Raw genomic sequence first — 25,622 nt, 5'->3', positions numbered from 1 at the left:
ACTTATATTTTAGGTGTAGTTTTCTTCTTTATTTTATTAATCAGTTCTATGTACTGAATATCTCCATATCCAATTGTTGGAAAAATATGAAACAACTTCGTTAATAATTCTTGAGTTGATACGTCTTTATTTTTAAAGATAAATTTCATTACAGCATTGTCTTCTTTTAGCATTTCTAAATATAGATCTATAGTCTGATACATTACAGGTGGTACCTTATAGAAAGTCTTTTTATGATTTACTAATACTTCATTGTATACCGAAGAATAATTTCCTAATTCAAGTTCAATTTGATTTACTTTAAATTCATCCTCTCTGAAGCTATTTAAATATACTTTCCCTTCATAATAAGACTGTTCAAGATATGAAAGTATTGTAAGTAGATTCATTTGGCAAAACATATCTTCACCAAACCATAAGACAATACATTTATACTTTTTCGTAAAAAGTTTTTCTAGCGGATCTATAACCTTTTTTGTATAACTTTCTACGGAACTGTTGTGTCCTTCCGCTCTTGTTTTAATAAAATCGTCATCAAAAATTTTTGTAGTAGCGGGGTTCACACACATCGCCTCATTAAATGGTGCATAATCAGAATCACCCATTAACTTTTCGTTTTTAAATTCTTCATACATAACTTGACCATTTAATATGTTAAGTACTTCTTTATCAAATAGCTCACTCTTCCTATTTCGTAACTGTTCAACCTCTAATTTTCTAGAAATATTCATATTAAACGCCCCTTCTTTATTTAAATTTAGTTTAACAAATGATTGAATAGGCATTTTGCTAAGTTGGTATTCTCTTGGATTCATTCCAAAAACATTTTTGAAAGCTCTACTATAAGCTTCTTGGGAAGAGTAATCGTAATCCAATGCGATCTCAATTATTTTCCTACCATTCTTTAAATCTTCTGTAGATAAATATAATCTTCTAAGAAGAATATAGCGTCTCATACTGAAACCCGTTACTTGATGAAATTTAAAAGAGCAATAATAAGGAGAATACCCCATGTAACGAGATAATTCATCTAATGAAAATCCCTTTTTCAAATTGCGCTCAATCCAATCAATCATCTGCTGTATATGTTCATTCATTTCCTTCACTCCTTATATAAAAGTATAAGAGAAGTGCATTTCATTCTTTTGATATTTCTTGTGTTTTATAACATGAGCCATTCTGTAAAATCTATATATATGTATTAATTTTATATTTTTTACCTATCTTATTTTGACATACCTTCTATTCATTTTTCAATTTAGTGTTCATTCGTATGCTGGTAAGACTTAACTAATTATTAAAGATCAATTTACATCATATTTCATTTACAAAAGCAATATTTGACGGATATCAAGAGGAAAAGGAACTGCCTAAAAAGATGATAGACCAGTTGCCTATATTTATTAAATTAAAGGAGATTTTTGAATATAGCTTAATGCATATGTATTGGGATAAAGAAGAATTAACTGAGGAACAAGTACGGATAATGAACCTTTATAGGATGAAGATCGAAACTAATCGTTCTCTCATTAATATTTAACAGAAGTGTTGTTCAACTACATGGTAATGATAGTTGAACAACATCCTATAATTACCAAATTATTTTAAATGGTATTCTACATTTCGTCTTTTATAAATCGATGTTCCTTTCCATGTGTTTTCTTAATTAAAATTGCTTTATACAAAGATGCTATACCTAATATAGCAAATAGGATGATTATAGGAATACGAACAATATGTGGAACATAGCGCGGTAGAAAGAAAAGACGAACTTTATCATCTATACTAAATATCTCAAAAATTAACGGGACTACACTTTGATGTATCAAAAAAAAGATACCCATAAATACTAAAAGAACAACAATAGCTAGTTTTTTCTTAGGTAATTCAACCGCTTTTCTGTTACCTTTCTTTTTGTTATCATCACGCAATGTTTTCATGCCATTCTTCATTTCAAATAGCAATTCAGATCCACTTTTTTCAATTTTTAAGTAAGCAATTCGCCCAAACCACCAAGCAAAAAACATTCCTGTACAAATGCCAGTCAACACACCTAGCCATTGTAAGAACTGTACATGTAGTAATGTCCCAAGCCATACAACTAACAAAGCGGGTATAGTTGTTGCCATTACCATCACCATCATTAACCACGTTGTTATAAACATTTTACTCGCATTCATATCATCACCTGAGATAACTGATCCTCTCCCGCGGCGATGAGGATCAGTTATCGGTACTACGTTAAATACAGAAAATAACATAATTAGACCTGCTGCTCCACCAAGTAATGCTGGTATTACTGTAAATACCCAAGGATAAATGAAAGTAAGCCCGCTAGAAATTGTGAAAATAATTGTTGCTAAAATTGCAATTGGACCAACTGCTATCAACCATGCAAATTGACGACCACGCACATCAATTCGTTCTGCGTCAGGTGTCGTCAAAGTTAACCATAATGCACTCCCATCAAAACCATATATATTACAGGAAAACATACTTGTGAATACAATCATAATTATCCCTGCCCAAGGCATTAAGTACGATATATTAGCGCTTGTAACTAAAATACCATAAAATACCCCTATCCAAATACCCATTCGGAGGAAACGGCCACGTTGTGGATCTCTTCTCCAACTTTTTAATTCTTTCGTAATTGTTGCTCCAATTTTCGTTTCTGAAAAGAAACGTAAAGCTTTTCTATGTTTATTAGTAGTAATCCTTCCTTCGATTTTCTTAGTTTCTGTACTTTTCATTAATAATGTAGCCCATATAAAAAACAGCAATCCACATAATATTGTTAGAACAATTAAAAAAACAAGAACTAATAACCAATTGGATTGAATTGCATACTCTACAGCGAGTATCGCCCAACTAGACGGAAACATGTAAAGTAAAGTTGAATCACTAAGTGTCATCTTATTAATAGCAGGAAGTACATACCAGCCCACATTTAGAAACGCTATAATGAAACCAAAGAGCATTGCTCCCACTTCCATTCCAATCCTTGATTTCAACGTCTCACCAATAATACTAACTACTACTTTTGATAACAATACTACAAATATTAACTGTAAAATAATTGCTGGAATTGCAACTATAGTTGCAGATAAGCTAACCCTAGCTGCGTAAATGAATAGTCCTATGAAGGCTATTAAACTAACAATTGGTCCTAATCCTATAAAAGCTACAACAAGTAACGCCCTAGCAAGTTTATAAGAAGTAAATGGAAGCAACACGAAATATTCAGAACGTAATATTCCATCTCCCCCAGCGATAATTGGACCCAAAACCCACCCTACTGTCCACAGAGCAAATGTAATGTATAGAATACTTTGTGAAACGTTCTGTTCCGTAGGATAAAAAGAAAAAAGCAGCATGGTTCCAATTGCAATTAATAAGCCAATTATTCCTGTAACAATGAAAAGAACTGCTTTACCACTATTCATTGAATTTTTAAGGATAGATAACTTCATTCGAATCAAAACACTAACCAAGACAGTTCCTCTCCTTTAACAGCAGGAATCCCTACTAACTGAACGAAAATGTCTTCGAGGGTTTCTTCACCGCAAACCTCTCCCATTGTTCCTGAAGAAACCACTCTACCTTTTGAAATAATTGCAACGTGATCACAAAGTTGTTCAACTAACGCCATGACGTGACTTGAAAATACTACAGAACCACCCGAACTAACAAATTTCTGTAAAATCTTTTTGATAGTAGCTGCAGAAATAGGGTCTACCGCCTCAAACGGTTCGTCGAGAACGAGTAATTTCGGCGCATGAAGAAGTGCAAGTGCAAGGCCAATTTTCTTGCGCATACCAGTAGAATAATTAATAACTAAAGTCCCCTCAGTATTATTTAACTCTAATATTGTAAGTAATTCTTCTGTCCGCTGAGCAACTTCCTTAGCACTCATTCCTCTTAACAATCCCATATATGTTAATAATTCGCGACCAGTAAGTCTTTCCGGTAAAGCTAACCCATCTGGTAATACCCCAATCAATGTTTTAGCTTGTTTTGGATTACCCCAAACATCAATTCCAAAAACTTTTGCGCTCCCACTATCTGGTCGTAACAAACCAACGGCCATCGATAAAGATGTAGTTTTCCCTGCTCCATTAGGCCCAACAACTCCGTAAAAAGATCCTCTTGGCACAACTAAATCAATATGATTAACTGCAATAAATTCTCCGAAACGCTTATATAGTTTCAAAAGCTGTAGTGCTGGAGCAACTTGCTCAAATTCAGTATGCATTGAAATTGGTTCACCAGTTTTCATAAAATGGACTCCTTCTTTACAAATGTAATACCCAATTACAAATCTCAATAACCTTACTCATCCATTTGCATTGTTAGAACGGATATAATAAAAAATGAATTTAGGAAGAGCTTTTCTTTAATTACAATACTGCGCTACCAAATCATTTAAATATTCAATGTTTGTAGCAGTTACATTTTCAGATATTCTAGCCGCAATAATAATAGGTGCCCATTGAAAAATCTCATCTCTTGATAATCCAGTATTTCTGCAATAAATATGCAAATACTTTTCAGCTAATTCTACCGAAGATTGTGAGTACAACAAGTATGTTCGAAACACATCTGCACGAATATCACCTGAACTAGCATCTACCCAGTCTATAATACTTACATTCTTTTCACTTAAAATTAGATTAAATGGATGGAAATCGCCATGGCATAATCTAGGATCAAATTTGATTGAATGTAACTTATTCAATATACTTTCCTTTTGTTTTTCATCCAATTTATGTACAGATTTAATTTGACGCTCTAGCCTTTCCCCCATTGCTTCCATTTCATCTGTATTCACATGTATAGCATGAATCTTTTTTTGTTCATTCACACAAATATTTATATAATACTCTACCTCATTTAGATTATTAAGTAGGAGATCACCAATACTGTCCCCTTTTACGTATTCCATAATAATTGCCTGTCTATTTTGTATCTTTGTCACTTCAAATACGTTTGGAACTGGCAGCCCGCATGAATAAGCATATTTTTGTTTTTTTGCTTCATTCATAGACTCTGTATTTGGGAGGTAATCTTTAAATAATTTCATAATCTTATTATCATATAGATAAATTTCCGCTGTGTTCCCTTTTGCTATCGGATTTCCTAGATTCAATTCATTTATCTCCTTACTATAAATTAAGCTAATACATTATACTCCTCTATAAATTCAGTGTAATTATGCTGAAACCCTTCTCCACGAAAATATAAAAAACTTACCGCTTTCCATCATTAAATAGAAAGCGGTAAGTTTAATTGTTTAGGAATATCAGAATGAAACTCTGATGTATGCACAATTGAAAATGTATATCCTTGCTCAATAAATGATACTTCATTACGTTTACATTCAAATAGTACACTATTTTTCTTAAAGTTATTTTGGATTCGCTGTAAAAATGCGACGTCTGGTGTTCCAAAAGAAACATGTACTTTCGGTGGTAAAGCTTTCATCGCAATCGGGATCCAAGGTCGCTGCCACCAAGTTGCGACGATATATGCAGTGCCGCCAACTACAAAGTTAAAAATATCCCCGTCTTCCATCGTTTTCATATTTAAATTTGATTTCAGCCATTCCCTAAAAATAGGTACACTTTTAACAGGAAGACCAATTTCCCTTATATATAAAATGTTTAAAGGTGACTGCGGTACTAATACCTCTTCTTTAACATAACTATGCGCGATAATTTCGAGTAGATTTCCATCTCCGTCTTTAAAGTATAAATTGAATAGCTCGTTCTCCTCACCAATTGTATTTCCATCTTTCCATTTCACAATAAGTAACCCAGACTTTTCAAGCCATTTTGCTGTTTCATGAAATTTTGAATATGAAATTTCAAAGGCGAAATGTGCTGGAGCGATTGGTTCGTATACTTCTTGAAAACTAATTGTTGTGTAAGGTGTTACTTTAAATTGAATAAATGATGCCGTTTCTTTTTTTATTGGAAAAGATAATATGTCCTTATAAACTTGTTTTACCCCTTCTATAGAAACTGTTTGTAGTTTTATATCTGATATATGTGTAATCACATTGCATACCCCCTTGCTTCTTATTATCTATTTGTATTGTATTACATTTATAAATAGATAGAATCAAACGGAAGGATGGATTTTTCAAATACAAACTACAACTTTAGTATGAATATTTAAGTTTATCCTGCATTGTTTCCATACAAAAAGCTGCCTTTTCTTAAACGAAGAGCAGCTTTTACAACAAAACATATTATGATTTTACAGCAATAATCATAAATCTTTTTGAATTCGTACGAATCCCTTTTTCAGAACTATTAGCTTTAATGAACTTTTGCAAAATATTAAAATCCTCTTCCTCTTCTCCAAAATTAGGAATAATAGGCGTATGTTTTAATAAGAAAATGAAATCTTCAGCCGTACTGTAATAATCAGTAACATCATATTCACGTACTTGCACGAGTTCCAATCCTGCACTAATAAGTTCACTCATATACTTTTCTTTTAATGTACCATCTCTTTCACCTAAGCATTGTCCTCGCCCAAATGCTTCCTTAAGATTTAATTTATCATGTTCGCTTACTTGTTGTGTTAAGAAAAAAGCACCTTGTTTCATTACTTTTGCTAATTCGGATGCTGCAAATGGTGCGTGACAACTTGAAACAATATCAAAATAAACATGTGGAAACGTTAAAGCTTCAGAATCCATTTGCAGAAACTCAACATTTTGTACACCTGATTTTCTCAAATTGGAATGTGCTTTTTTCAATCATTCCGTTAGAATTATCTATTCCAATTAAAGATTTAGCTGATGATGCTATATTAAGTACATTTTCTCCTCCGCCTGTACCAACATCAAGTAAAATATGTGATGGTTTGCATCTTTCTTTTACCTCTCTATAAAAGTCCCCTGAATCTCCTGCAGTTTCACATTTTATCTTACCAAAATCCCATCCATTTAATCTTCCTACTTTATCATAAAAGTTTTTGTACTCTAATTCGTTCATTTTATGTGTTCCCCTTTGTTGATACATATAAATTAAAATGAATATTGATTATTTATTCTATATTTGTAAGCCAAGCTTCATAAAATGCTTGAATAGTGCGGTATCTTTTACTTTTTTCTTTATGCAGCGCTTTTTTACATATATTATATAATTCTTGTGAGCTCTCCCATTTTTCATAGCTTTTATCATTTTTTCCACCGATAAAGGAAAAAGCAATTCCAGCTAATACATACACATTCGTTTCGCTTGTAATTTGTGCATACAGTTCATATTCCTCTGGTGCTTTAAAGCGAGCTGTACCCCAAAAATTCTCCCCAATTTCATTAAACACTGGTGCTTTTTGAAAAAAATCAATATCACAAATCATCAATTTTGATTGCTCGAAATTATATAAAATACTACCGTCATAAAAATCAACCATGACATAGCCTAGTGACTCCACATAGGTTGCAAACTCAAAAATCTGAGTCAATATGTTAAGTCTCTCCATCACGGATAATTGTCTTAACTTAACAAAAGGTGAATTTGGTGAATGGTGCTTTTCAAACGGAGTAAAGTCCCAATGATTGTGCATGCATTCCCCATCTATCCAATGAAACTTTAAACAAAACCCATTTTGCATTTGAATACAATTAATATATGGAACTAGTAAAGGATGTTGAATTTGTTCATATATTTCTTTTGCTTTCATTAATCGTTGAATTGCATCCGCTACATTACCTTTGTACTCTAAATTACGTGCACCGGCATACTTCAAAAAGTAACGATGTCCATTTTCAATAATACCAAAGCTAATATTTCCTGAATCTTGCTGATCAAAAACAGTAAATACTTCTACCCCCTTTAACCAATCAAAATTATGTTCCTCAGCTAATGTTATTGGGTATTGATTTTTTCCTATTGTAATTTTTATCATGCGCTGCTCCTAGCTTTGAGCGAACGTAGTTTATAGAGGTATGATACGCATACTCAAATTATTTTTACCTCATGCTTGATTTTCTTCTGTTTGTTCATAAAACATCACTCCTTTCAAATACAGGCTCTTAATTTCATTCAATAACTACCAAAATGTTCTTACTTTCTATTATATATTATAAAATACAAATTATAAGGAAAATATATTTCATATGCACAAATAGTTTACATAACATTTTTATGGTTTATTTACATGTATAATCTACATCTCTTCCCAACCATACATACTATATAAAACAGTACAGACTCCTTTTATATTCTTCATTTTTATTTCCTCCTTAAAATACATGCAAAAAATAGGATTCACCAAAAAATTACAGAATTATATATATAACAAGTATTAGACGGATGATTTTCAAATTCCTCTATCATAAAGGTGGTATAAACAGTGTGAAACCTATACAAGGACGTAGCCTTACCGTAAAGACAACTTTTTCTAAAGAATATAAGATTTTTATTTTTGGTTTACTCATTTCACGAATTGGGGACTCATTGTATACTTTTGCGTTACCTTGGATTGCCTATCAATTAACCGGTTCAGCTGTCATTATGAGTTCTTTATTTGCTATTAACGTATTGCCAATCGTTTTATTTGGTCCTTTAGTTGGTGTAATAATTGATCGTTATGATCGAAAAAAGTTACTTTTGGTAGCGGATATTACCAATATTATTTTAGTAAGTCTTGTTCCAATACTACATTCATTACATCTATTAGAAATTTGGCATTTATACATAATTACTTTTATGTTAGCAGTTATGTCCATGCTTTTTGATGTAACAACTGTTACAGTCATTCCGCAAATTGCTGGAGCATCCTTAACGAAGGCCAATTCTTTCTATCAAATGGTCAATCAATTGGCTAGTTTATTTGGTCCAATGATAGCTGGGGTCTTCATTTCTTTTATTGGCGGCTTTCAGTTGCTTTGGATTAATGTTCTTTCATTTATTGCAACATTAGTTGCTGTGATGTTATTACCGTCTATGAAAACCACAAATAAAAAATGTGAAGATAAAAATACACTTCAAAATATACTATCTGATTTGGTTAATGGATTTAAATGGCTCAAAAATGACCACTTAAATTTAGCTTTATCTTTTCAAGCTATGATAGGAAACTTTGGAGCAAGTGCAGTTTTAGGTATATTCATGTATTATTTATTATCCACATTACAACTTACCCCAGAACAAAGTGGGGTTAATTATTCATTAATTGGAATAGGTGGTCTTTTAGGAAGCTTTATTGCAGTTCCTTTAGAAAAAAGGTTGCAGCGCGGCATACTAATTCCTTTACTCCTATTTGTTGGAGCAATTGGCTTAACTTTTGCACTTTGGAATACATATTGGTTCGTTCCTGGAATTGCTTTCGGTATTGCAATGACTTGCAATATTGCATGGAATACAATTGTAGCCACAGTTCGCCAGGAAACCGTTCCATCAAATATGCAAGGAAGGGTTTTAGGGTTTTCACGTGTACTTACACGATTAGCTATGCCACTCGGGGCATTAGTAGGAGGTATTATTTCAGCCTATAATCCAGTACTTGTATTTGCTTTAGCTGCTTTCACGAAGCTAGTTGAAGTTTTTATTGCACTATATAGTCCAATACGAAAACTATAATAGAAGGAGAGATAATTATGTATGATTGGTTAATTGTAATTACGGATAAGTTGATAAAGAAAACAATATAACCTAAGAACTATTTTTATGCTTATTAATCGATTTTATAATATAATAATTACATAATTATATCACCTGTTTATTCTTTTTAGTTTTCCATCTCTCCTCCTTTCCCTTTCCATAATTCTTTTCTTAGTAAAAAACATTGTATGCGGAACATAAAAATAATAAAAGATCCAATTTCTTAATTTTAACATTAAGAAATTGAATCTTCTTTCATTACCTTGTATTAATCATACTGTGTTAATATATATTATAAAGAATATACATTTTATATAAGTTATGTTAATAACACATAAGCTAATAAAACTTTACTGATTACGCTCAAGACATTCATAAACCGCCATCATATCTCGTTTATCCAATTCACGAATACGATTAAAAATTGGTATTTGCTCAACAGCCTCTGTTAATAAGCTCTCATCCACAACATCACTAACTTTTCCAGTTAACCATGTTTGTACATCCACACCCTCAACAACTTTTTTTAGTCCTTCGTCATTAATACCACTTGCATTACAAGTTACACATGGAATTGTTAATTTAAAGACACCATCATGCAAATTATCTTCCGTTATAACTTTCTTTCCTTTACAGAATGGACATGGATAACCTTTTTTAATTTTATTAATTTGGGTAACTAACTTTTTATATCCAAATGCTTCGTATACATACGTAAGTTTTTTATATTTACCATTTGTGAAATACTTATCTATCATGTTTTCTCTCGTTTCATAAACATTAGGGAAATCACAAACAGTTACTTGATTATTACCACTAATGAATTCGATATTTCCTTTTATTTTATCCCAGAATGGTAAGACATTTTGTAACACTATTTCATAGTTTGAAAAGCTTGCCTGTTCTAATTCAAACATTTTCAATGCAACTTGTACTTTTCTTGGCAATAAAGAAACATCTTCTGTCAATCTCATATCGCCACCAACTATATCCTTCAATTTATGAAGTGCAGGTAAATCACCGACTATTTTCAACACTTCATCAACTGGCTGATTGATAATTTCACGAATATCTGAGTTGCCAAATTTAAGTGGTTTATGATGATTTAAAACCGTCCCTTCACAAATTGGACATGTCACCATTTCTTTAGAAGTCTTAATTTCTTCTTTAATAGGTGCTTTTGAAATAACAATATATCCACCAATAATCGTATTAAAACCTACCCATGTTCTGCGTGTCTTTCCTTTTTTATCATAAAATGATTTTTCAAAATACCCGTACCAAAACGTATGCTTTTCTTCTTCGGACATTTCATTATAGCTCTTTGACAAATCTTGACCAAGCTCATGTTTAATTTCATCAAATAGAAATTCTATTTTTTCATATTGATAAAATTTTAATACTTTCATGATTTCCGGATCGAATAAACCATCCCAAAATGGAACGTTTTTATTTTGAATTGTAATATCTTTATCGAAAACTTCAATTTGAAGACGTCCAGAGCAAGATGGACAATGGTTGTCCTGTGAATAGAAATCAAAACTTCTCGTATCTTTATTAGTTGGATGAGCAGCTACAATATGATTAATTAGTCCACCAACCTCATATAAAAAACTATATTGACTATATAAATGCCTCTCAAAATCAATAGCAATAACCGGTGCAATTGTATCAGATTCATATTCACCATAAATTAAACGCGCCATTGATGATAAGCTTTTTAAGATACCACCCTTATAAATGTTTTCAGCATTTTTAAAATAGTTAATATGATCTTCTTCTAAATAATGAACGCCTTCCTTCTGCTTAAGGGCTGAAGAAATATGTATTTGTTCAGCATTATTCACACTGCTTTTTTGACGATAATAATCTTCATGACTTACTACATCAAGATGATTGATAGATTCAAGCTGTCTTTTCCCAAAATCTACAATATAATCAGAGCTTTCTAACATGTAACTATTATGTTCAATCATGATGATAGAGACTGATTCATCTTGCAATATCCCTCTAACACTATCTATAAATTGATTTAAAATATTTTGTGATAAACCTTTTGAAGGCTCATCAAAAATAAATAATGTGTGTGGATTTCTAGTGTTTGCAAATAACTCCGAAACTAAATGAACACATTGAAACTCACCTGTTGATAATGTTTGTGTTTTTCGTTCTAACGTTAAATAACCAAGTCCTAATTTAATGAGTAGACTCAAGCGTTTATACGCAATATCTTCATTTGGAAGTTCACCAATAATATCTTCAATCGAACGCTCAAAAATATTATCAATTTCTTCACTATACTTTGTTAGTTTCTTTTTAATATCTAGAAAAGTTGCTACAGTTGATCGACTTGTAATGGATTGATTTCGATCTTGCCCTACCATAACTAGTTTATCTTTTGGATATCGTTTCAAGAAATCTGTAGCTAAACATTCATTGACAAGAGTAGATTTCCCACAACCAGATTCTCCTGTAACTGTTACAAGCCTATTTTTAGGAATCTGAAACTCCACCATTTGGATATTACGGCAATATAATTCTTGGAATGTATAATATTCTGTTGGTACTTCTTTATTTAGATCGTACAGTATTGATTTTGGTCTTGGTGATTCTTTCACAATTTGTCCACCATATTTTCCGCTACCAGGTCCAAAGAACAATTGCTCATCTGTTGTATCCAGTACTGTATCTGAATGATCTATAAGCCAAATTTGATTTTTACACCCTAATTTCTTGATCTCTTCTAATATTTGTAATAATGTTCCATGATCAAGTCCAACTGAAATCTCATCAATAATAATTACAGCATTTTCACTTACTGCCATGAATTCAGCTAAATATAGTCGTGTTAACTCTCCACCTGACAACGTACCCATTATTCGATTTAATGTTAAATAACCAATGTTCATATTTATTATGTTTTGTAATATATGTTGCTTTGCTTCACTAATATTTAACACTTCCGCTAGCGAAAGAATAGACTCAACACTTAAATCATTAATATTTGAAATGGTATGTGGTTTAGCAAATAAATCTATAGTATGTTGTTCAATTTCTTCACTATAACGTTTTCCCTTACATTTTTTACACTCAATATTTTTATTAGTACCTCGGCCTTTACAACCAGAACACCAACCTAACTGGTTATTAAATGAAAAAACCTCAGGGGAAAGATGAAATACGTCAGCAAGTTTTTCGCGAATTTCAGTGAAAACACCAGTATGAGTACCTAGCGTTGAACGTGGATTAGAAGAAATTGATGATTTCCCCAGAAAAAGTACTAAAGGCATATCCTCCATCTTAATAGCACTAAAATTCGTTTCCATGATATTAGGAAATAAATATTGATATTCAGCCTTTGGTAATAAAGAAACTAATCGTTTTTTTGATTCTTCACCAATTGTTTGACAAAAAGTTGTTTTACCTGATCCTGATAAACCAGCGATTCCAAAAGACTTATTAAATGGAATGACTGTATCTAATTTGTTTATGTTATTAGCAATTAATTGGTTTACCTTCATATTAACCTCTATTCTTATTTCTCATTAAAATCATATTTGCAATATAATAATTACACAATGAATATAACCTTTAAGTTGATTACACTCTTAATTCAAGAACCTTATCTTTATATATTTCAAACCACTGTTGCCATTCATCTTTAGAAAATTCTTTTTCTTTCCCTTCTAGTACGGAGGAAAAAAGATCTAAACAAATATGCCAACCCGCTATATCTTTCGGAGTATGATCTGTTAACTCATGAATGTATTCTTTAAGAAGTAAAAGAGTACCATTTTCCTCTTTATGTATTTCAAATCGTACACAGTCTTTATCCCAAGTAAATTCAAGCACTGCGTTTACTTGACACTCTAAAATATCGATATTTATAAATGAACCGTCCATCATATCAAACTTGATTATTCCACCTGTTTTAAGGCTTTCGATTTGTAAATTAGACATCCATTTTTTCAAATTACTGTTTTCTGTTAAAACAGACCAAACTTCTTCTATTGAATATGAAAAATAACGCTCAAATTGCACTACATATTCATTACCTTGTTTCTCTATTACTGCTAACATTATTAATTAACCCCCTTTTCGTCAAAACGAATGTATGTTCTTTATTTTACATGATTTCAATTAAAAAAGAAATCACTATTACACCCCATTAATTTAAGAGGTTTTTGTTAGCTCCAAAATGGATTGACTTATTATATATGAGAGCTCTAATCTAGTTGACCATGCTTTTATCGGATCAACTAGATTATCTTGGTTAAGCTTGTTCACGTATTTTAAACCTTCTACTGCAATGTAACCAATATTAAAATCTGTAAAAGTATTTATAATCATCGGCCATTCTCCATCAGTCATTCTGCATTTAGAATATTTTATTATGTAATCAATTGCTCGTTTTGATAACGCACATGAACCAGCTGTAATATCTACTTGTTTCTCTAATTGTAATGACATAATTTTATTTGATACTGATTCTGTAACTTGCCATTCTTCAGGATGTGTCTGAAAAGCTTTTTCTGTTCTGCCAATGATTAAGTAATCTACATCTACTATATTCTGAATGAAGGAATTAAGTTCAGCTGGATATTCTTTAATCCAAGTTAGCAAACGATCAAAGTCACAATAGTGATAGTAATCATAATCATAGTTACTAACAAACTTTAAAGAATCCCTACGTGCATTCCCTACACCTAATTTTTCTACTATATTTATATAGAAGTTACTTTCCTCTAGTTCTTTTACAATCTCTTTTGGTGTTACATTACTAATTGTTATATATTTCTCATCATAATTTAAGTTTGACAATTCCTCTTTTAATTCTTTTATTGCAAATAATAAGCTCCCTGTTGGATCATGAGTAATACATGTTAATGCCACTTGTTTTATAGGTTGCATAGTATATTCATCCCCTTTGCAAAATAAAAAGCAGAAAGACTACTTTCTGCCAATTTTATAATTAGTATTATATTTCTTATGCTCAATTTAATTCATATTATGCAACTTTAAGGAATTCCCCTTATGTTGCGTTCTCATTTTCATCGAACATAGAATTACAGCATATAAAGAAACGCTATGACTCATGAAATTATTATACTAAATCTACTTACTTGAAAAACTTATCGTTTAATCGCATCAACAATTAACGATGGAAAACCAAGTTTATCACCTTTATTTCTAGAATCATACCTTTTCGAACGGAAAATAACACCGTCGTTTGCATCCCATTCATTATAATAAAACTGACCATTTTCATCACAATATTCAAGTAAAACTACCTCAAATCCAGCAGTTTCAAACATTTTCATTAGTGTTTTATAGGTATGGACAATTTTATGACTTGCTGCTGGGTGATCTTTTGGGCCAGGTCCACCTATTTGAACTATCTTTTGGTACGCCTCATCTCGGAAAAATGCATCAGGAACACCGCACCGAATATGCCCCTCTTGCTTTAAAAATTCATAGCAAATTTCAGCAGCTCTTACACCTTCTTCAAACGTAAGGTGTTCCCATACATGCTCAGCTAAGATAGCTGAAATAGAATTGTATTCAAATCTTTCTTCCCACGTAGCTTTATCTAGTAAATTAAGTTCATTTTCTTGCGTTTGTATCCATCCAGGATTATTATTAAACACCCCTGCTCCGACTACTACTTTAATTTCGTCTTGTTTTATTGCCATCACCTTCACCTCGTAAACATTTTAATTATTAATATATTCTATGTTTACTATTATTCTACCTTCTAAAATAAATTAAGAAAAAATGGTGATTGCTTTAACAAAAATGAGTTATGAAAACAGTTCATGATGCACAATTATTTTTGTACTCTATTCTTCAAACGAATAAGCTGTACTATCTACTTTTATATTTTTCTAAATTTGCGAACTAAAGTGAACACTATACCTGCAAAAACCATCCATAAGCCCATTGTTGTACTGTTAGTTGTACTGCCCCCCGTGTTTGGAAGCTCTTTATATGTAGATTCTTTTTTATCGAAATTACTGTTGTTTTGGATATTACCGTTATTAGTACTACCTTTAGCTTTGCTAGCGTCTGTATCCTTCACTAATACTTTTTGTATTGCATGTACCTTATTACCTACAGAATCTGTCACACTATATATTATTTCAAAAGTACCAGCTTTAGTGGTATCTCCAATATCTTTATATACTACTTTAGAAGTAAGATCACCGTCTTCTTTATCCGTAGCTGATACACCTACCATCGGATTGAATTCATCTCCCTTAGTAATTGTAGTTGTAGAAGGTACTTTTAGTATTGGTATGTCATTCTTAACTTCTTCTCTACCTGTGACTGTTACAGTTTGTTTCGCAATTTCTTCATGGCCTTTAGAATTTGTAACTATATACGTTACTATGTAAGTACCGACTTTAGAGGTATCTACTTCCCCCTCAACTTTTACTTTAGAAGTAAGATCGCCGTCTTCTTTATCAATAGCTTTTACTTTTGCCATCGGATCGAATGATTCTCCTACAGTAATTGTCGCTGCAATAGGAACTGTTAATGTAGGTTTTAGATCTGATGTTTCTCCATCTCCCTCTACAATTACAGTCCGTGTTACCGTTGCTTTCCCACCTTGAGAATCAACGACAGAGTACTCCACAATGTATTTGCCTGGTTTAGAAGTGTCTACATCACCTTTATGTTCTACTCGAGTTGTTAAATCACCATCTTCTTTATCAATAGCTTTTATATTGCTCATTGGGTCAAACTTATCACCGACACGTAGTGTAATTGTTGGCGGTACTGTTAGCTCTGGGACTTGGTTTGCCTCAGTTTTTTCGTTTTCTTTCACTGGTCCTTTAATTTTTGCTGCATCAAAAGCTTTTTGGACCGTTTCAACCTCAATGGAATTTGCCCCATATTTATTTGTTGCAACTTTAAGACACGCTAATCTTAATTCAGAGAAATTAGAAGTCATGTTCAATTCATCAGTATTTGCATAATAGAAAATATCAAACATTTTATCTTCACCAATACCATTTACAGTTACACCGTTATGAGTACCACCTTGTGCAATTAAATATGCGACTTTATTAATAATACTTGAATTAAAATGAACGCCCTCATTATCCTCTCCGTTTAAATCACTGAATTTACTATAATCATCCGGATACGGTACTCCATCAAAAAATTTGACTGAAGATGGATCTTTCATATTACGGAGAACGGATCCACTTTGTTCTCCTATTGTCCAATTAAATTCTCCATTATTTACATATTTCTCAATAGCCGTTCCCATAATATCAGATAATGCCTCGTTAATTGCCCCGGATTCTCCAAAAAATTCAAGATTAGATTCACTAGATGTAACCGCATGTGTAAATTCATGGCCCGCTATGTCAAACGCTCTAACCATTGGATCACCATATATAAGCATACTAACATTGTTAATATTAGCGCTAAATGCATTCCCCCAATTTTTAGGATCATTTGTTTCTCCTGAATCCCATGCATGTACAACTGAAACTACTTTTTTTCCGTTATTATCAAAACTATTACGCTTATATTTGTCTTTATAAAAATCATATACGTTTGTCGCTAAGAAATGAGCACTTACCGCTTTTGGGTCATTAAATGTTGTTGATGTGCTAGTTGCTAATATACCAGGATAATATTTATCTTCAAAAGTAATATCTCTATAATTTACATCGTACGTCTCAATTCCTTGCCCTCTTGTATAATCGGCAAGCGCATACTTCCCGTTACTTTGTTCAGAAATACCAAATGTACGAGTTATTCCTAAATCATCTTTTCCAGTCCCGGTTAATGATTTAAAATTACTTTTTTTACTCTCCTGAATAGCTTCAACACGCTCTTCACTTACTTTTAAATCTGACTCTTGCACCATATTTTTCAACATATCACCACTATGAGCATCCACTAAATAAGTTCCAGATACATAGTTTGGTGTGGCAGCTGCAAATGTAACTTGATATGCATTTGTAGCCTGCCCACGATTTTCATCAACAAAAATAACTTCCTTAACTTCTGCCTCAGAAATAAATTGAATATCCTTTCCATACTTCGTATAAATATATTGTTTTGCTTCTTCTTTTGATAAATTAATAGGATTCTTTAAATCTTCTTTTGCTAAATTTTGTGCGCTGTCTCCTGAAACACTTTTAATAACACCTTTTTTATCTACATGAGCAGTCAATTGATGTCCATATACTTCTTTTCCTTCATATATTTGTTGCATACGCAAAAGTGTCGTCCCATCATATGAACTACGTTTTTGAAGAACCTTGTAATCTACCCCTTTGTCTCCACTAACTTGTTTTGGAGACAAAGCATGCTCTGTCTTTTCCTTAAGTGCATCTTTCACTACATTCTCTGGCGTCTTTTGTGATGGTTGTGTAAGTTCACCGGTACGAAACGAATCCTCTTGAACATCAACTTGCATTTGAACCATTTCCTCTGCATAACCTACCCCATATGGTGTTACACTTGCTAAAGCTAATCCTGTTGTTAATGCAACTATAGCTATTTCTTTTTTATTTTTCATGTTATTTTCCTCGTATAATTTTCTAAAATATGAAACTGCTAAAATCCATACAATTTATTCCTATCATAAAAAGATGACTTTTGTAATCAACAAAAGTCATCCCTTCAATATGTAATATCCCTAATATATTTTTAATGCATAATTTCTATATAAACAGAAAAAAGCATTCATTAACGAGCATTTTGCAATACTTTTATTAGGTCATTTATATTTTCAACTTTCTGCTGAAACTGATCAAATCTACTATGTAACAATGAAGGATTCTTATCTTCAGTTGAAATAACTTTTTTTAACTCCTGTTCTAATATATCATATGTATGAAAGAAATTATCAAATTCTACACTTACAAGTTCTTCATTTTCACGATAAAATCTTCTTGCTTCTATATAAGTCATATATGATTTATTTAAAAATCCTAATGAAACTAAATATTTAGAAGTGTTTTCTTGATAAATAGCAATATCACATGCTATTTTCATATCAGAATAAGTCTTTTGAACGAAACAATGCAACTCAACAATCTTAAGCTTTAATCCGTTATTCATTTTATCCCCTCCTATCTATTCTACATAAAAAAAGAATATTATACAAAGTAAAATATCAGTATAGTACAAAAATAAAAAGCGAAAGAATAACTTCTTTCGCTTTTTACAGTAATACATACATTTCATATTGTGCTAAAGAATTCTTTTCAAGTCCAGTTTTCTTTAAAAACCCTTCCAGTAAACTGTTGTTTGGAAAACTAATTAATAAGCTTTCTAAATTCAACTCATCTCTTGCTACTTGTAATAATTTTGATCCAATACCACGATTTCTATACTCTTTGTCTACGAAAATAAAACTAATTTTACCTTGTTCATTTATACATATAGAACCTTTTAAATCATTATCGACATATGCGCCATAAAATGTATGATTTGTTTTTTCGATATAATCCATATCATTTTGCCAGTTTATATGGAAGTGTAACCATTTCTGAATTTCAACTTTAAAAGCAGGGAATTCTAATTGTTTTACTTCAATTCCCTTACATTCTTTATGTATTATTTTAGTCATATCTTTTAAATTATAATAAGATAGATCGTACACTTTTTCATAGCCTAATTTATTATAAAAACGAATCGCCCGGTCATTGCCTACAATGACTTCAAGGAAAAGTTGCTTACACTCATTTTGAATCGCCTCTTCTTTATGTAATTCAAATAACTTTTGGCTCACACCAATACCACGGTAATTGGGATGAACTGCTAATGTTCCGCAGCGCATTGTTTTTATGTTTTCATAATCCTTTATCCCGCCAAGTATTACACCAACAGATTTATTACCCTCTAAAGCAACAAATGAATGTTTTAGTGAATTCCCTTCAGCTCCAAAAAATCTTTTTATAAAATCTTCCTTTGAAACTTCCATTTTAATAATGTAATCTGAAAAGCCATCTCTAAAAGCTTCATACACTAAATCTATATTTATCTCACTGCATCTTTTATATTGAATCATATAAAATTATCCCCCACTTACTCGTGTTAAACTAATGTTCAAATATATAAGATCTACTAGTCACATCATACTTTAATTTTGAATTCTACTGCTTAATTTGAAATGAACGGACACTTCCCTACATATCTGTCACTATTAATTTGTTTTATAACAAATGGTGCAATATTAACCCCTCTTACTATCTATGATTTACTACATTAATCTCATATACACGTAAAAAAGCAATTAAATGCTCACACGCTCGTTCACATGCTAACATTTTAAAGATTTTTTGTTCCTCTTTCGTTTTATCATTCGCTTGATCTGAAGCAGCTTTTAAACATAGAAAAGGTTTGTTATTGATTTGGCACACATAAGCAAAAGCTGCCACTTCTTGATCAACCGCTAATGCTCCATATACAGTATGGAGTAAATATCTCATTTCTGAACTACGAATACGTTGATCTCCAGATAAAAATGTACCATAATGAATCGGATCATATGATCGTATCTTTTTTATTCTTCTTACAAGCCACTTTGTTGTTTCAATAGGTGCTGTCCTACCATTATATAAATTAAAAACATCTTCCCCCGAACCGGCAGCAGTAACATCGTGTTGTATTGCATTAAGAGCTACTACAATATGTCCATTTTTCACCTTATTTGATAGACTTCCACATATTCCTGTCATAAACAACTCATCTGGCTGAAACTCACTAATTAATAATTGTACACAACTTGCACAGCTTACTTTCCCAACTCCAGTTATAACTGAAATAATTTCCAGATCATTTATAGTATGAAAATGAAATTCCCAAGCTGCTCTTTTTTCAATACGTTTACTTGGATAATATTGATGCAAATACGTAAGTTCTGGTTCCCATGCGGATACGATTGCAATACGTTTCATTACACGTTTCACTTCCCCCATTGTTGTCATTTAAATAAGGTATCTATACTTTCTCGTTCATAATCTAGAATCCACTTTTTATATTTCTCATATAAATTTCATATTGTTTCTTTATTCTTCGCAATTACTTTACATCCTCTATCATCGTAAATACACATGATAATATCTTTTGTTGCATATATGAGAAATACATCTGAATAAGAAATTTCTTTTTTTGCGTCCAAACGAGGATAAAAACCTGGAAAATCTTCATGATTTGCAACTTGAATAAGCTGGTTATACTTTATATCGCTAGCAAAACATTTTAATGAAAATTGATATGTACAATATAAATCAGCTTCTTCATCTTCAAATAGAAAAGGTAATGTTTCTTGTCTTAACTTGAAATTTAAATCCCTCTTTTTAATAAAACTATTGTATACATTTATTTTCTGCGGATTTTTCACATTTTCCTTTTTAAATCGATAAACATTTGTTACTAAAAACACTTCATCTTCTTTTGAAAATATATTTTCAAATAAGTATTTATTATATGTATAAAGTTGAGTGAAGTATTTCATATTTACATCGTCGGTTCGTTCTACATATAGGCCTTTCCCTTTCCAAAAATAAAAATGCAAATGATTTTCCCACTGAATGTATATATGTGGTACTAATGTAACTCCAGGAAATATTTGATTCATATATTCTTTTAACTATATTTTTATATTCTTTCTACTTTACAATTTCTTTTAACTGCCAATATGCACCTTTTAGCCAAGGATGTATAACTTTCAACGTTTCTTTTCTTTCCCACAAAAATGAAATATATGCAAAAGCAGCATGTTCTAAAGATTTTTCTAATTCTTTTTTTACTTCTACTAAATAAGGTGGTGTCCCATTATGATCCCATTCTATTTTATCAGCAACAAATAACACTAAATCCATCTTCGTTGCATGTTTACGCAGTGTAGTATGACAACTAATGGCATTTAAAATTTCTTCATCTTCCACTTTAAATATCTCTTTTGCAATTATTCTCGACAGCTTTTGATGAATAATCATCGGGAATTCTCGTTCCTCTTGTAATATCTCTATTCCAAATTCTTCAGCAACTTCAACCCGCTCTTCATTCGGAAAGATTGCACTAATATCATGTAAATATGCTGCCATTGCTGCCTTTTCCTCGTTTTCATGATACTTAATCGCAATTTTTCGCGCTTCATTTGCCACCCGAATTGAATGTTTGTATGTAAGTTCTTTTTTGTATTTTAATAGAAAAACTTTTATATCATTTTCAATTTTTCCAGTCGGAGTAAATGAATAAATATCTTTATATAACATCTTAAGTCCCCCCTTCTTCCAAACTTTCAATATAACGTTTCATTTAGATATCCTTTTTATTTGTATTCGTTATGAATGTTTTAATCCCTTTTTATACGTTACATGAAATTTTATGTGGAATCATTGCTACAAAATACATAAATGTTTGATATTATAGTAATGTTAATGATTTGTAAGGAAAGGAACTACATAATGAATAAAAATATATTAATTATTGATGACGATAAAGAAATTGTTGAATTACTTGCTGTTTATTTGCGAAATGAAGGCTATAACATTTATAAAGCATATGATGGCGATGAAGCATTACAAATGATTTCTACATATGAAGTTGACCTTATGATTTTGGATATTATGATGCCAAAACGAAATGGATTAGAAGTTTGCCAAGAAGTTCGTGAAAATAATACTGTACCTATTCTTATGCTGAGTGCAAAAGCAGAAGATATGGATAAAATATTAGGACTTATGACAGGCGCTGATGATTATATGATTAAACCATTTAATCCATTAGAATTAGTAGCTAGAGTGAAAGCTTTGCTACGACGATCATCTTTCCAAAATGCCACTTCCCAAAAGAATGAAGATGGTATGATTCGCATTCGTTCTGCTGAAATACACAAACATAATCATACCGTTAAAGTAAATGGCGAATATATTAAGCTTACATCTATTGAATTTGATATTTTATATTTACTTGCGAGTAATACAGGAAGAGTATTTAGTTCTGAAGAAATATTTGAACGTGTTTGGAATGAAGATGGTTATGGTTCAAATAAAACTGTAATGGTCCACATTAGTAATTTACGAGATAAGCTTGAAACAGGAATGAATGGAGAAAAATTTATTCATACTGTTTGGGGAGTAGGCTACAAAATTGAGAAATGAAGCATTTGATATATTAAAAGATATCCCGAAATGGAAACTTATTTTTTGGCTCTTATTAGCTATCACACTCACTCCTATTACTGAATTAATTATATATCGCCTCGTTACGAGTGTAATTGAGAGTTCGCTTACGTTAAGCGAACTTGGTAAAGAATTCATTAGAATTTTTGGTTATGAAAAATATAAAGGAATAAAAGAATCTCTATGGATGATGATTGTCTCTTATTTATTTTTATTTTCTATTTTCTCATCCTACCTATACATTTTTTATCGTCATGAAAGAAAGCTTTACTATGAAACTTGTATAAAAAAAATGATAGAAGAGATTCGCTATATTGCAAATGGAAACTTCAATCATAAAGTTTCTATCGTAAACCATAATTATCTAGAAGAGTTAGCAAGCGGGGTTAATCAAATTGTTGAACAATTGAAAGTCTCGATTGATGAAGAAAGACAGGCAGAACAAGCAAAAAGCGAACTTATTACAAATGTATCGCATGATTTACGTACTCCACTTACCTCTATAGTTGGATACGTGAATTTAATCCACCATGATAATTATAGAGATGAAGTAGAATTACGGCATTATATACAAGTCATTTACGATAAAGTAACTCGTCTTAATGCATTAATGAATGATTTGTTTGAATATACACGTGTTCAAAATAAAGAATTAAGTTTATATTCTGTCCCTATTGATATTGTAGAACTTCTTGGACAATTAACCGTTCAATTTCGAATACAGCTTCAAGAGGCTAATATTGATTGTCGCCCCTTTTTCCCATCAAAGAAGTTAATGGTATTAGCTGATGGAGACAAATTAGTGCGCGTATTTGAAAATCTAATTATTAATGCTATCGCTTACGGTAACGATGGTGATTATATTGATATTACTGCTTATGAAAGTAATAATATGATCGCAATCGATATAACCAATTACGGCCAACCTATTCCTAGTACCGATTTACCTCATATTTTTGAACGTTTTTATCGCGTTGAGAAATCACGCTCTACAAACACTGGTGGATCTGGACTCGGATTGGCAATTGCAAAAAGTATTGTCGAATTGCATAAAGGAACAATTGAAGTGTATAGTGATGACAAAAAAACAACATTCACTGTAAAACTACAACCATACAAATGTTAATACAGCTTAATTTTAGGTCCAATTTCTTACAATATAAGAAATTGGACCTTTTATTTTCCAGCAACATCCAAATTTTAATAATCCTTTATAATTCTTTAGAAATTCTTTACCTTTTCTTTCTTCCTAATTAAGCATTCCTTTTTACAATATTATTATCGATGTCATAATAGGAGGATCGCTTATGCAATTCTTAAAAAAATTCGCTATTTTATTATTATCTTTTTTTATTACCGCACTTATCGTTTTATATTTTTACCTTTATGTAAATGGCCCAATTATTCAAGCTAAATCAGCTATTTTAATAGATGCTCATTCTGGTGAAGTTGTTTATAAAAAAAATGAAGAAACTCCTATACAATCAGCTACTTTATCTAAATTAATGACTGAATATATCACACTGGAACAACTAAATGAAGGAACTATACAGTTAGATGAAGTAGTAAAAATAAGTAACGAAGTTTTCCGAGCAGAAACGAGTCCTATACAAGTAACTTCGAAAGATAAAACGACGGTTCGTGATTTACTTCATACACTGTTATTGACAGGAAATAATCGTTCCGCACTTGCTCTTGCAGAACACATCGCTGGAAACGAAGATAAATTCACACAGTTAATGAATGAAAAAGCAAAACACCTAAAGTTATCACAATCATCTCCGTTTCTAAACGCTACTGGAATGAATAACGATACAAATAAACTTTCAACTACAACAGCAATTGAAGTTGCTAAACTAGCAACACAATTAGTAACAGACTTTCCAGATGTACTGAACGTTACAAAACTAACCTCTTACCAGTTCACCTTCAAAGATACGAAAGTTTTCAACACCAATAAAATGATTTATTCCCTTAATAAAAACATTAAACACCAAGGTGTTGATGGCTTACAAACTAGTTTTTCAACTAATGGTAATTATAGTTTTGTCAGTACAGCAAAACGAGGAGATACTAGACTTATTTCAGTAATATTAGACGCCGAAAATGAAAACAGTACTTTTATTGAAACAAAAAAGTTACTTCAGTACGGCTTTGATCCTTCTTCATACTCTGCACTCCAAGCGTTTAAAGATGCTGTTACATCTTGGGCAGTTTTGCTTCAGTTTAAAAATTTGATTATACAAACATTGTTGATTTTCTTCATTATAACAATTTTAATGTTCTTACATATACGTCAAAAAAAATCCGAGGATTTCAACTAGGAAATCTTCTTATATATAAAAAACGGCTTACATTTACAATGCAAGCCGTTTTCTAAATCTATAGTCCTCTCCCAATTAAATTCGCTGAAACAGGCTGAAGATTTAACTCCCTCGCCCATATAGATAACTGACCGATATGGTGAATTTCATGTACAATTACGTGCCTTAAGACCTCACCATATGTATATGTTTTATCTGTCCATGAAGCTTTTAATATTTTACCTTCTAAGTTAGCTGACCATACTTGTAAAAAATCTTCTATTTCTCTTTTATATAAATCAGATAACGCTTTCACTTTTTGGATAGATTGATACTCTTTAAACTGCGGTGCCCGATCTTCTTTTTCTTGAAGCGCATTAATCCAGCTATACTCAACATCAACAATATGAAATAATGTTTCTAAAATACTTCCAACACCACCAACACGTTTGCGGAGTAATTCTTCCTCTGAAAGTTGCTCACACCACTTAAACCAATCATCTCTTACTTGCCAATTGTATCGAAATAAAGTGTACACA

20 protein-coding genes and 4 pseudogenes are annotated in these 25,622 nt (G+C 31.6%); 5 read left to right on the top strand and 19 right to left on the bottom strand.

Annotated features, from left to right (window positions below):
- Positions 1-2: 2 nt before the first annotated feature.
- Positions 3-1,097 carry a helix-turn-helix domain-containing protein gene (locus MKY00_RS12775; RefSeq protein WP_016717552.1) on the bottom strand — a complete coding sequence of 365 codons (1,095 nt, stop codon included), beginning with the start codon at positions 1,095-1,097 and terminating at the stop codon, positions 3-5.
- A gap of 224 nt (positions 1,098-1,321) precedes the next feature.
- Here MKY00_RS12775 and MKY00_RS12770 point away from each other — a divergent pair.
- A pseudogene (locus MKY00_RS12770) lies at positions 1,322-1,540 on the top strand (protein kinase); the annotation flags it as partial.
- 76 nt (positions 1,541-1,616) lie between these two features.
- On the opposite strand, the gene MKY00_RS12765 reads toward MKY00_RS12770, so the two are convergent.
- The 6 genes and pseudogenes from MKY00_RS12765 to MKY00_RS12740 form a co-directional block, all read right to left on the bottom strand.
- A complete protein-coding gene (locus MKY00_RS12765) occupies positions 1,617-3,494 on the bottom strand; it encodes a hypothetical protein (protein ID WP_016717550.1) in 1,878 nt (625 codons plus the stop codon).
- Positions 3,479-4,279 (bottom strand): ABC transporter ATP-binding protein, encoded by an 801-nt coding sequence (locus tag MKY00_RS12760; protein WP_000847755.1) that lies wholly within the window; start codon positions 4,277-4,279, stop codon positions 3,479-3,481. Before MKY00_RS12760 ends, MKY00_RS12765 begins: the two co-directional genes overlap by 16 nt.
- Before the next feature lie 117 nt (positions 4,280-4,396).
- Complete coding sequence (locus MKY00_RS12755; RefSeq protein ID WP_062822435.1) at positions 4,397-5,149, bottom strand: aminoglycoside phosphotransferase family protein; 753 nt, start codon at positions 5,147-5,149, stop codon at positions 4,397-4,399.
- Positions 5,150-5,265: 116 nt separating this feature from the next.
- Positions 5,266-6,060, bottom strand: a complete 795-nt coding sequence (locus MKY00_RS12750; protein WP_016717549.1) for a VOC family protein — start codon at positions 6,058-6,060, stop codon at positions 5,266-5,268.
- A gap of 193 nt (positions 6,061-6,253) precedes the next feature.
- Positions 6,254-7,007 (bottom strand): annotated as a pseudogene (locus MKY00_RS12745) (class I SAM-dependent methyltransferase).
- A 52-nt stretch (positions 7,008-7,059) separates the two neighbouring features.
- Positions 7,060-7,923, bottom strand: a complete 864-nt coding sequence (locus MKY00_RS12740; protein ID WP_016717548.1) for a serine/threonine protein kinase — start codon at positions 7,921-7,923, stop codon at positions 7,060-7,062.
- A 449-nt stretch (positions 7,924-8,372) separates the two neighbouring features.
- On the opposite strand from MKY00_RS12740, the gene MKY00_RS12735 reads away from it, so the two are divergent.
- A complete protein-coding gene (locus MKY00_RS12735; protein ID WP_016717547.1) occupies positions 8,373-9,599 on the top strand; it encodes an MFS transporter in 1,227 nt (408 codons plus the stop codon).
- 371 nt (positions 9,600-9,970) lie between these two features.
- Here MKY00_RS12735 and MKY00_RS12730 read toward each other — a convergent pair whose 3' ends face one another.
- The 11 genes and pseudogenes from MKY00_RS12730 to yqeK all read right to left on the bottom strand — a co-directional run bounded on the left by MKY00_RS12730 (position 9,971) and on the right by yqeK (position 21,871).
- Positions 9,971-13,141 carry an ATP-binding cassette domain-containing protein gene (locus tag MKY00_RS12730; RefSeq protein ID WP_016717546.1) on the bottom strand — a complete coding sequence of 1,057 codons (3,171 nt, stop codon included), beginning with the start codon at positions 13,139-13,141 and terminating at the stop codon, positions 9,971-9,973.
- Between the two features lie 79 nt (positions 13,142-13,220).
- The gene (locus MKY00_RS12725; protein ID WP_016717545.1) at positions 13,221-13,700 is read right to left on the bottom strand and encodes an SRPBCC family protein; all 480 of its coding nucleotides are present in this window, start codon (positions 13,698-13,700) and stop codon (positions 13,221-13,223) included.
- Positions 13,701-13,793: 93 nt separating this feature from the next.
- Positions 13,794-14,531, bottom strand: coding sequence for a hypothetical protein (locus MKY00_RS12720; RefSeq protein WP_016717544.1), 738 nt, complete (start codon positions 14,529-14,531; stop codon positions 13,794-13,796).
- A 221-nt stretch (positions 14,532-14,752) separates the two neighbouring features.
- Positions 14,753-15,313 (bottom strand): class I SAM-dependent methyltransferase, encoded by a 561-nt coding sequence (locus MKY00_RS12715; RefSeq protein WP_016717543.1) that lies wholly within the window; start codon positions 15,311-15,313, stop codon positions 14,753-14,755.
- A 182-nt stretch (positions 15,314-15,495) separates the two neighbouring features.
- Entirely contained in the window at positions 15,496-18,162 is a 2,667-nt protein-coding gene (locus MKY00_RS12710) for a M4 family metallopeptidase (protein WP_016717542.1), read from the bottom strand.
- A 170-nt stretch (positions 18,163-18,332) separates the two neighbouring features.
- Positions 18,333-18,707, bottom strand: coding sequence for a hypothetical protein (locus tag MKY00_RS12705; protein ID WP_016717541.1), 375 nt, complete (start codon positions 18,705-18,707; stop codon positions 18,333-18,335).
- Positions 18,708-18,810: 103 nt separating this feature from the next.
- Entirely contained in the window at positions 18,811-19,659 is an 849-nt protein-coding gene (locus MKY00_RS12700) for a GNAT family N-acetyltransferase (protein ID WP_016717540.1), read from the bottom strand.
- 92 nt (positions 19,660-19,751) lie between these two features.
- Positions 19,752-19,826: pseudogene (locus MKY00_RS12695) on the bottom strand (NADH-flavin reductase); the annotation flags it as partial.
- An 11-nt stretch (positions 19,827-19,837) separates the two neighbouring features.
- Positions 19,838-20,578: a phosphorylase family protein gene (locus MKY00_RS12690; protein WP_016717539.1), complete on the bottom strand. Its 741-nt coding sequence runs from the start codon at positions 20,576-20,578 to the stop codon at positions 19,838-19,840.
- A pseudogene (locus MKY00_RS12685) lies at positions 20,575-21,231 on the bottom strand (DUF3885 domain-containing protein). The gene MKY00_RS12690 and the pseudogene MKY00_RS12685 overlap by 4 nt, the downstream one beginning before the upstream one ends.
- Positions 21,232-21,262: 31 nt before the next feature.
- Positions 21,263-21,871, bottom strand: a complete 609-nt coding sequence (gene yqeK / locus MKY00_RS12680) for a bis(5'-nucleosyl)-tetraphosphatase (symmetrical) YqeK (RefSeq protein ID WP_016717537.1) — start codon at positions 21,869-21,871, stop codon at positions 21,263-21,265.
- A gap of 192 nt (positions 21,872-22,063) precedes the next feature.
- Here yqeK and MKY00_RS12675 point away from each other — a divergent pair, with 192 nt between their 5' ends.
- From MKY00_RS12675 to MKY00_RS12665, 3 genes are all read left to right on the top strand, one after another.
- Complete coding sequence (locus MKY00_RS12675) at positions 22,064-22,759, top strand: response regulator transcription factor (RefSeq protein ID WP_001038815.1); 696 nt, start codon at positions 22,064-22,066, stop codon at positions 22,757-22,759.
- Positions 22,749-23,906 carry a sensor histidine kinase gene (locus MKY00_RS12670; RefSeq protein WP_001243301.1) on the top strand — a complete coding sequence of 386 codons (1,158 nt, stop codon included), beginning with the start codon at positions 22,749-22,751 and terminating at the stop codon, positions 23,904-23,906. The genes MKY00_RS12675 and MKY00_RS12670 overlap by 11 nt, the downstream gene beginning before the upstream one ends.
- A gap of 181 nt (positions 23,907-24,087) precedes the next feature.
- Positions 24,088-25,104 carry a D-alanyl-D-alanine carboxypeptidase family protein gene (locus MKY00_RS12665; RefSeq protein ID WP_016717536.1) on the top strand — a complete coding sequence of 339 codons (1,017 nt, stop codon included), beginning with the start codon at positions 24,088-24,090 and terminating at the stop codon, positions 25,102-25,104.
- A 58-nt stretch (positions 25,105-25,162) separates the two neighbouring features.
- Here the strand turns inward: MKY00_RS12665 and MKY00_RS12660 are convergent, their stop codons facing one another.
- Positions 25,163-25,621 (bottom strand): DinB family protein, encoded by a 459-nt coding sequence (locus MKY00_RS12660; protein WP_000288276.1) that lies wholly within the window; start codon positions 25,619-25,621, stop codon positions 25,163-25,165.
- Position 25,622 lies beyond the last annotated feature (1 nt).

The sequence above is a fragment of the Bacillus sp. FSL R9-9834 genome (assembly GCF_038006905.1).
In the GTDB taxonomy this organism is placed as follows: Bacteria; Bacillota; Bacilli; order Bacillales; family Bacillaceae_G; genus Bacillus_A; species Bacillus_A pacificus.
Note: the sequence above shows the minus strand (reverse complement) of the source record. Positions and strands in the feature narration are given on the sequence as shown.

What these genes read in the sequence shown, in the direction of transcription:
- MKY00_RS12675 (WP_001038815.1), top strand. Translation starts at nt 22,064, where the DNA reads ATGAATAAAAATATATTAATTATTGATGACGATAAAGAAATTGTTGAA.
- MKY00_RS12665 (WP_016717536.1), top strand. Translation starts at nt 24,088, where the DNA reads ATGCAATTCTTAAAAAAATTCGCTATTTTATTATTATCTTTTTTTATT.
- MKY00_RS12715 (WP_016717543.1), bottom strand. Translation starts at nt 15,313, where the DNA reads ATGGCAATAAAACAAGACGAAATTAAAGTAGTAGTCGGAGCAGGGGTG.
- MKY00_RS12760 (WP_000847755.1), bottom strand. Translation starts at nt 4,279, where the DNA reads ATGAAAACTGGTGAACCAATTTCAATGCATACTGAATTTGAGCAAGTT.
- MKY00_RS12725 (WP_016717545.1), bottom strand. Translation starts at nt 13,700, where the DNA reads ATGTTAGCAGTAATAGAGAAACAAGGTAATGAATATGTAGTGCAATTT.
- MKY00_RS12700 (WP_016717540.1), bottom strand. Translation starts at nt 19,659, where the DNA reads ATGATTCAATATAAAAGATGCAGTGAGATAAATATAGATTTAGTGTAT.
- MKY00_RS12705 (WP_016717541.1), bottom strand. Translation starts at nt 18,707, where the DNA reads ATGAATAACGGATTAAAGCTTAAGATTGTTGAGTTGCATTGTTTCGTT.
- yqeK (WP_016717537.1), bottom strand. Translation starts at nt 21,871, where the DNA reads ATGTTATATAAAGATATTTATTCATTTACTCCGACTGGAAAAATTGAA.
- MKY00_RS12710 (WP_016717542.1), bottom strand. Translation starts at nt 18,162, where the DNA reads ATGAAAAATAAAAAAGAAATAGCTATAGTTGCATTAACAACAGGATTA.
- MKY00_RS12740 (WP_016717548.1), bottom strand. Translation starts at nt 7,923, where the DNA reads ATGATAAAAATTACAATAGGAAAAAATCAATACCCAATAACATTAGCT.
- MKY00_RS12720 (WP_016717544.1), bottom strand. Translation starts at nt 14,531, where the DNA reads ATGCAACCTATAAAACAAGTGGCATTAACATGTATTACTCATGATCCA.
- MKY00_RS12690 (WP_016717539.1), bottom strand. Translation starts at nt 20,578, where the DNA reads ATGACAACAATGGGGGAAGTGAAACGTGTAATGAAACGTATTGCAATC.
- MKY00_RS12730 (WP_016717546.1), bottom strand. Translation starts at nt 13,141, where the DNA reads ATGAAGGTAAACCAATTAATTGCTAATAACATAAACAAATTAGATACA.
- MKY00_RS12775 (WP_016717552.1), bottom strand. Translation starts at nt 1,097, where the DNA reads ATGAATGAACATATACAGCAGATGATTGATTGGATTGAGCGCAATTTG.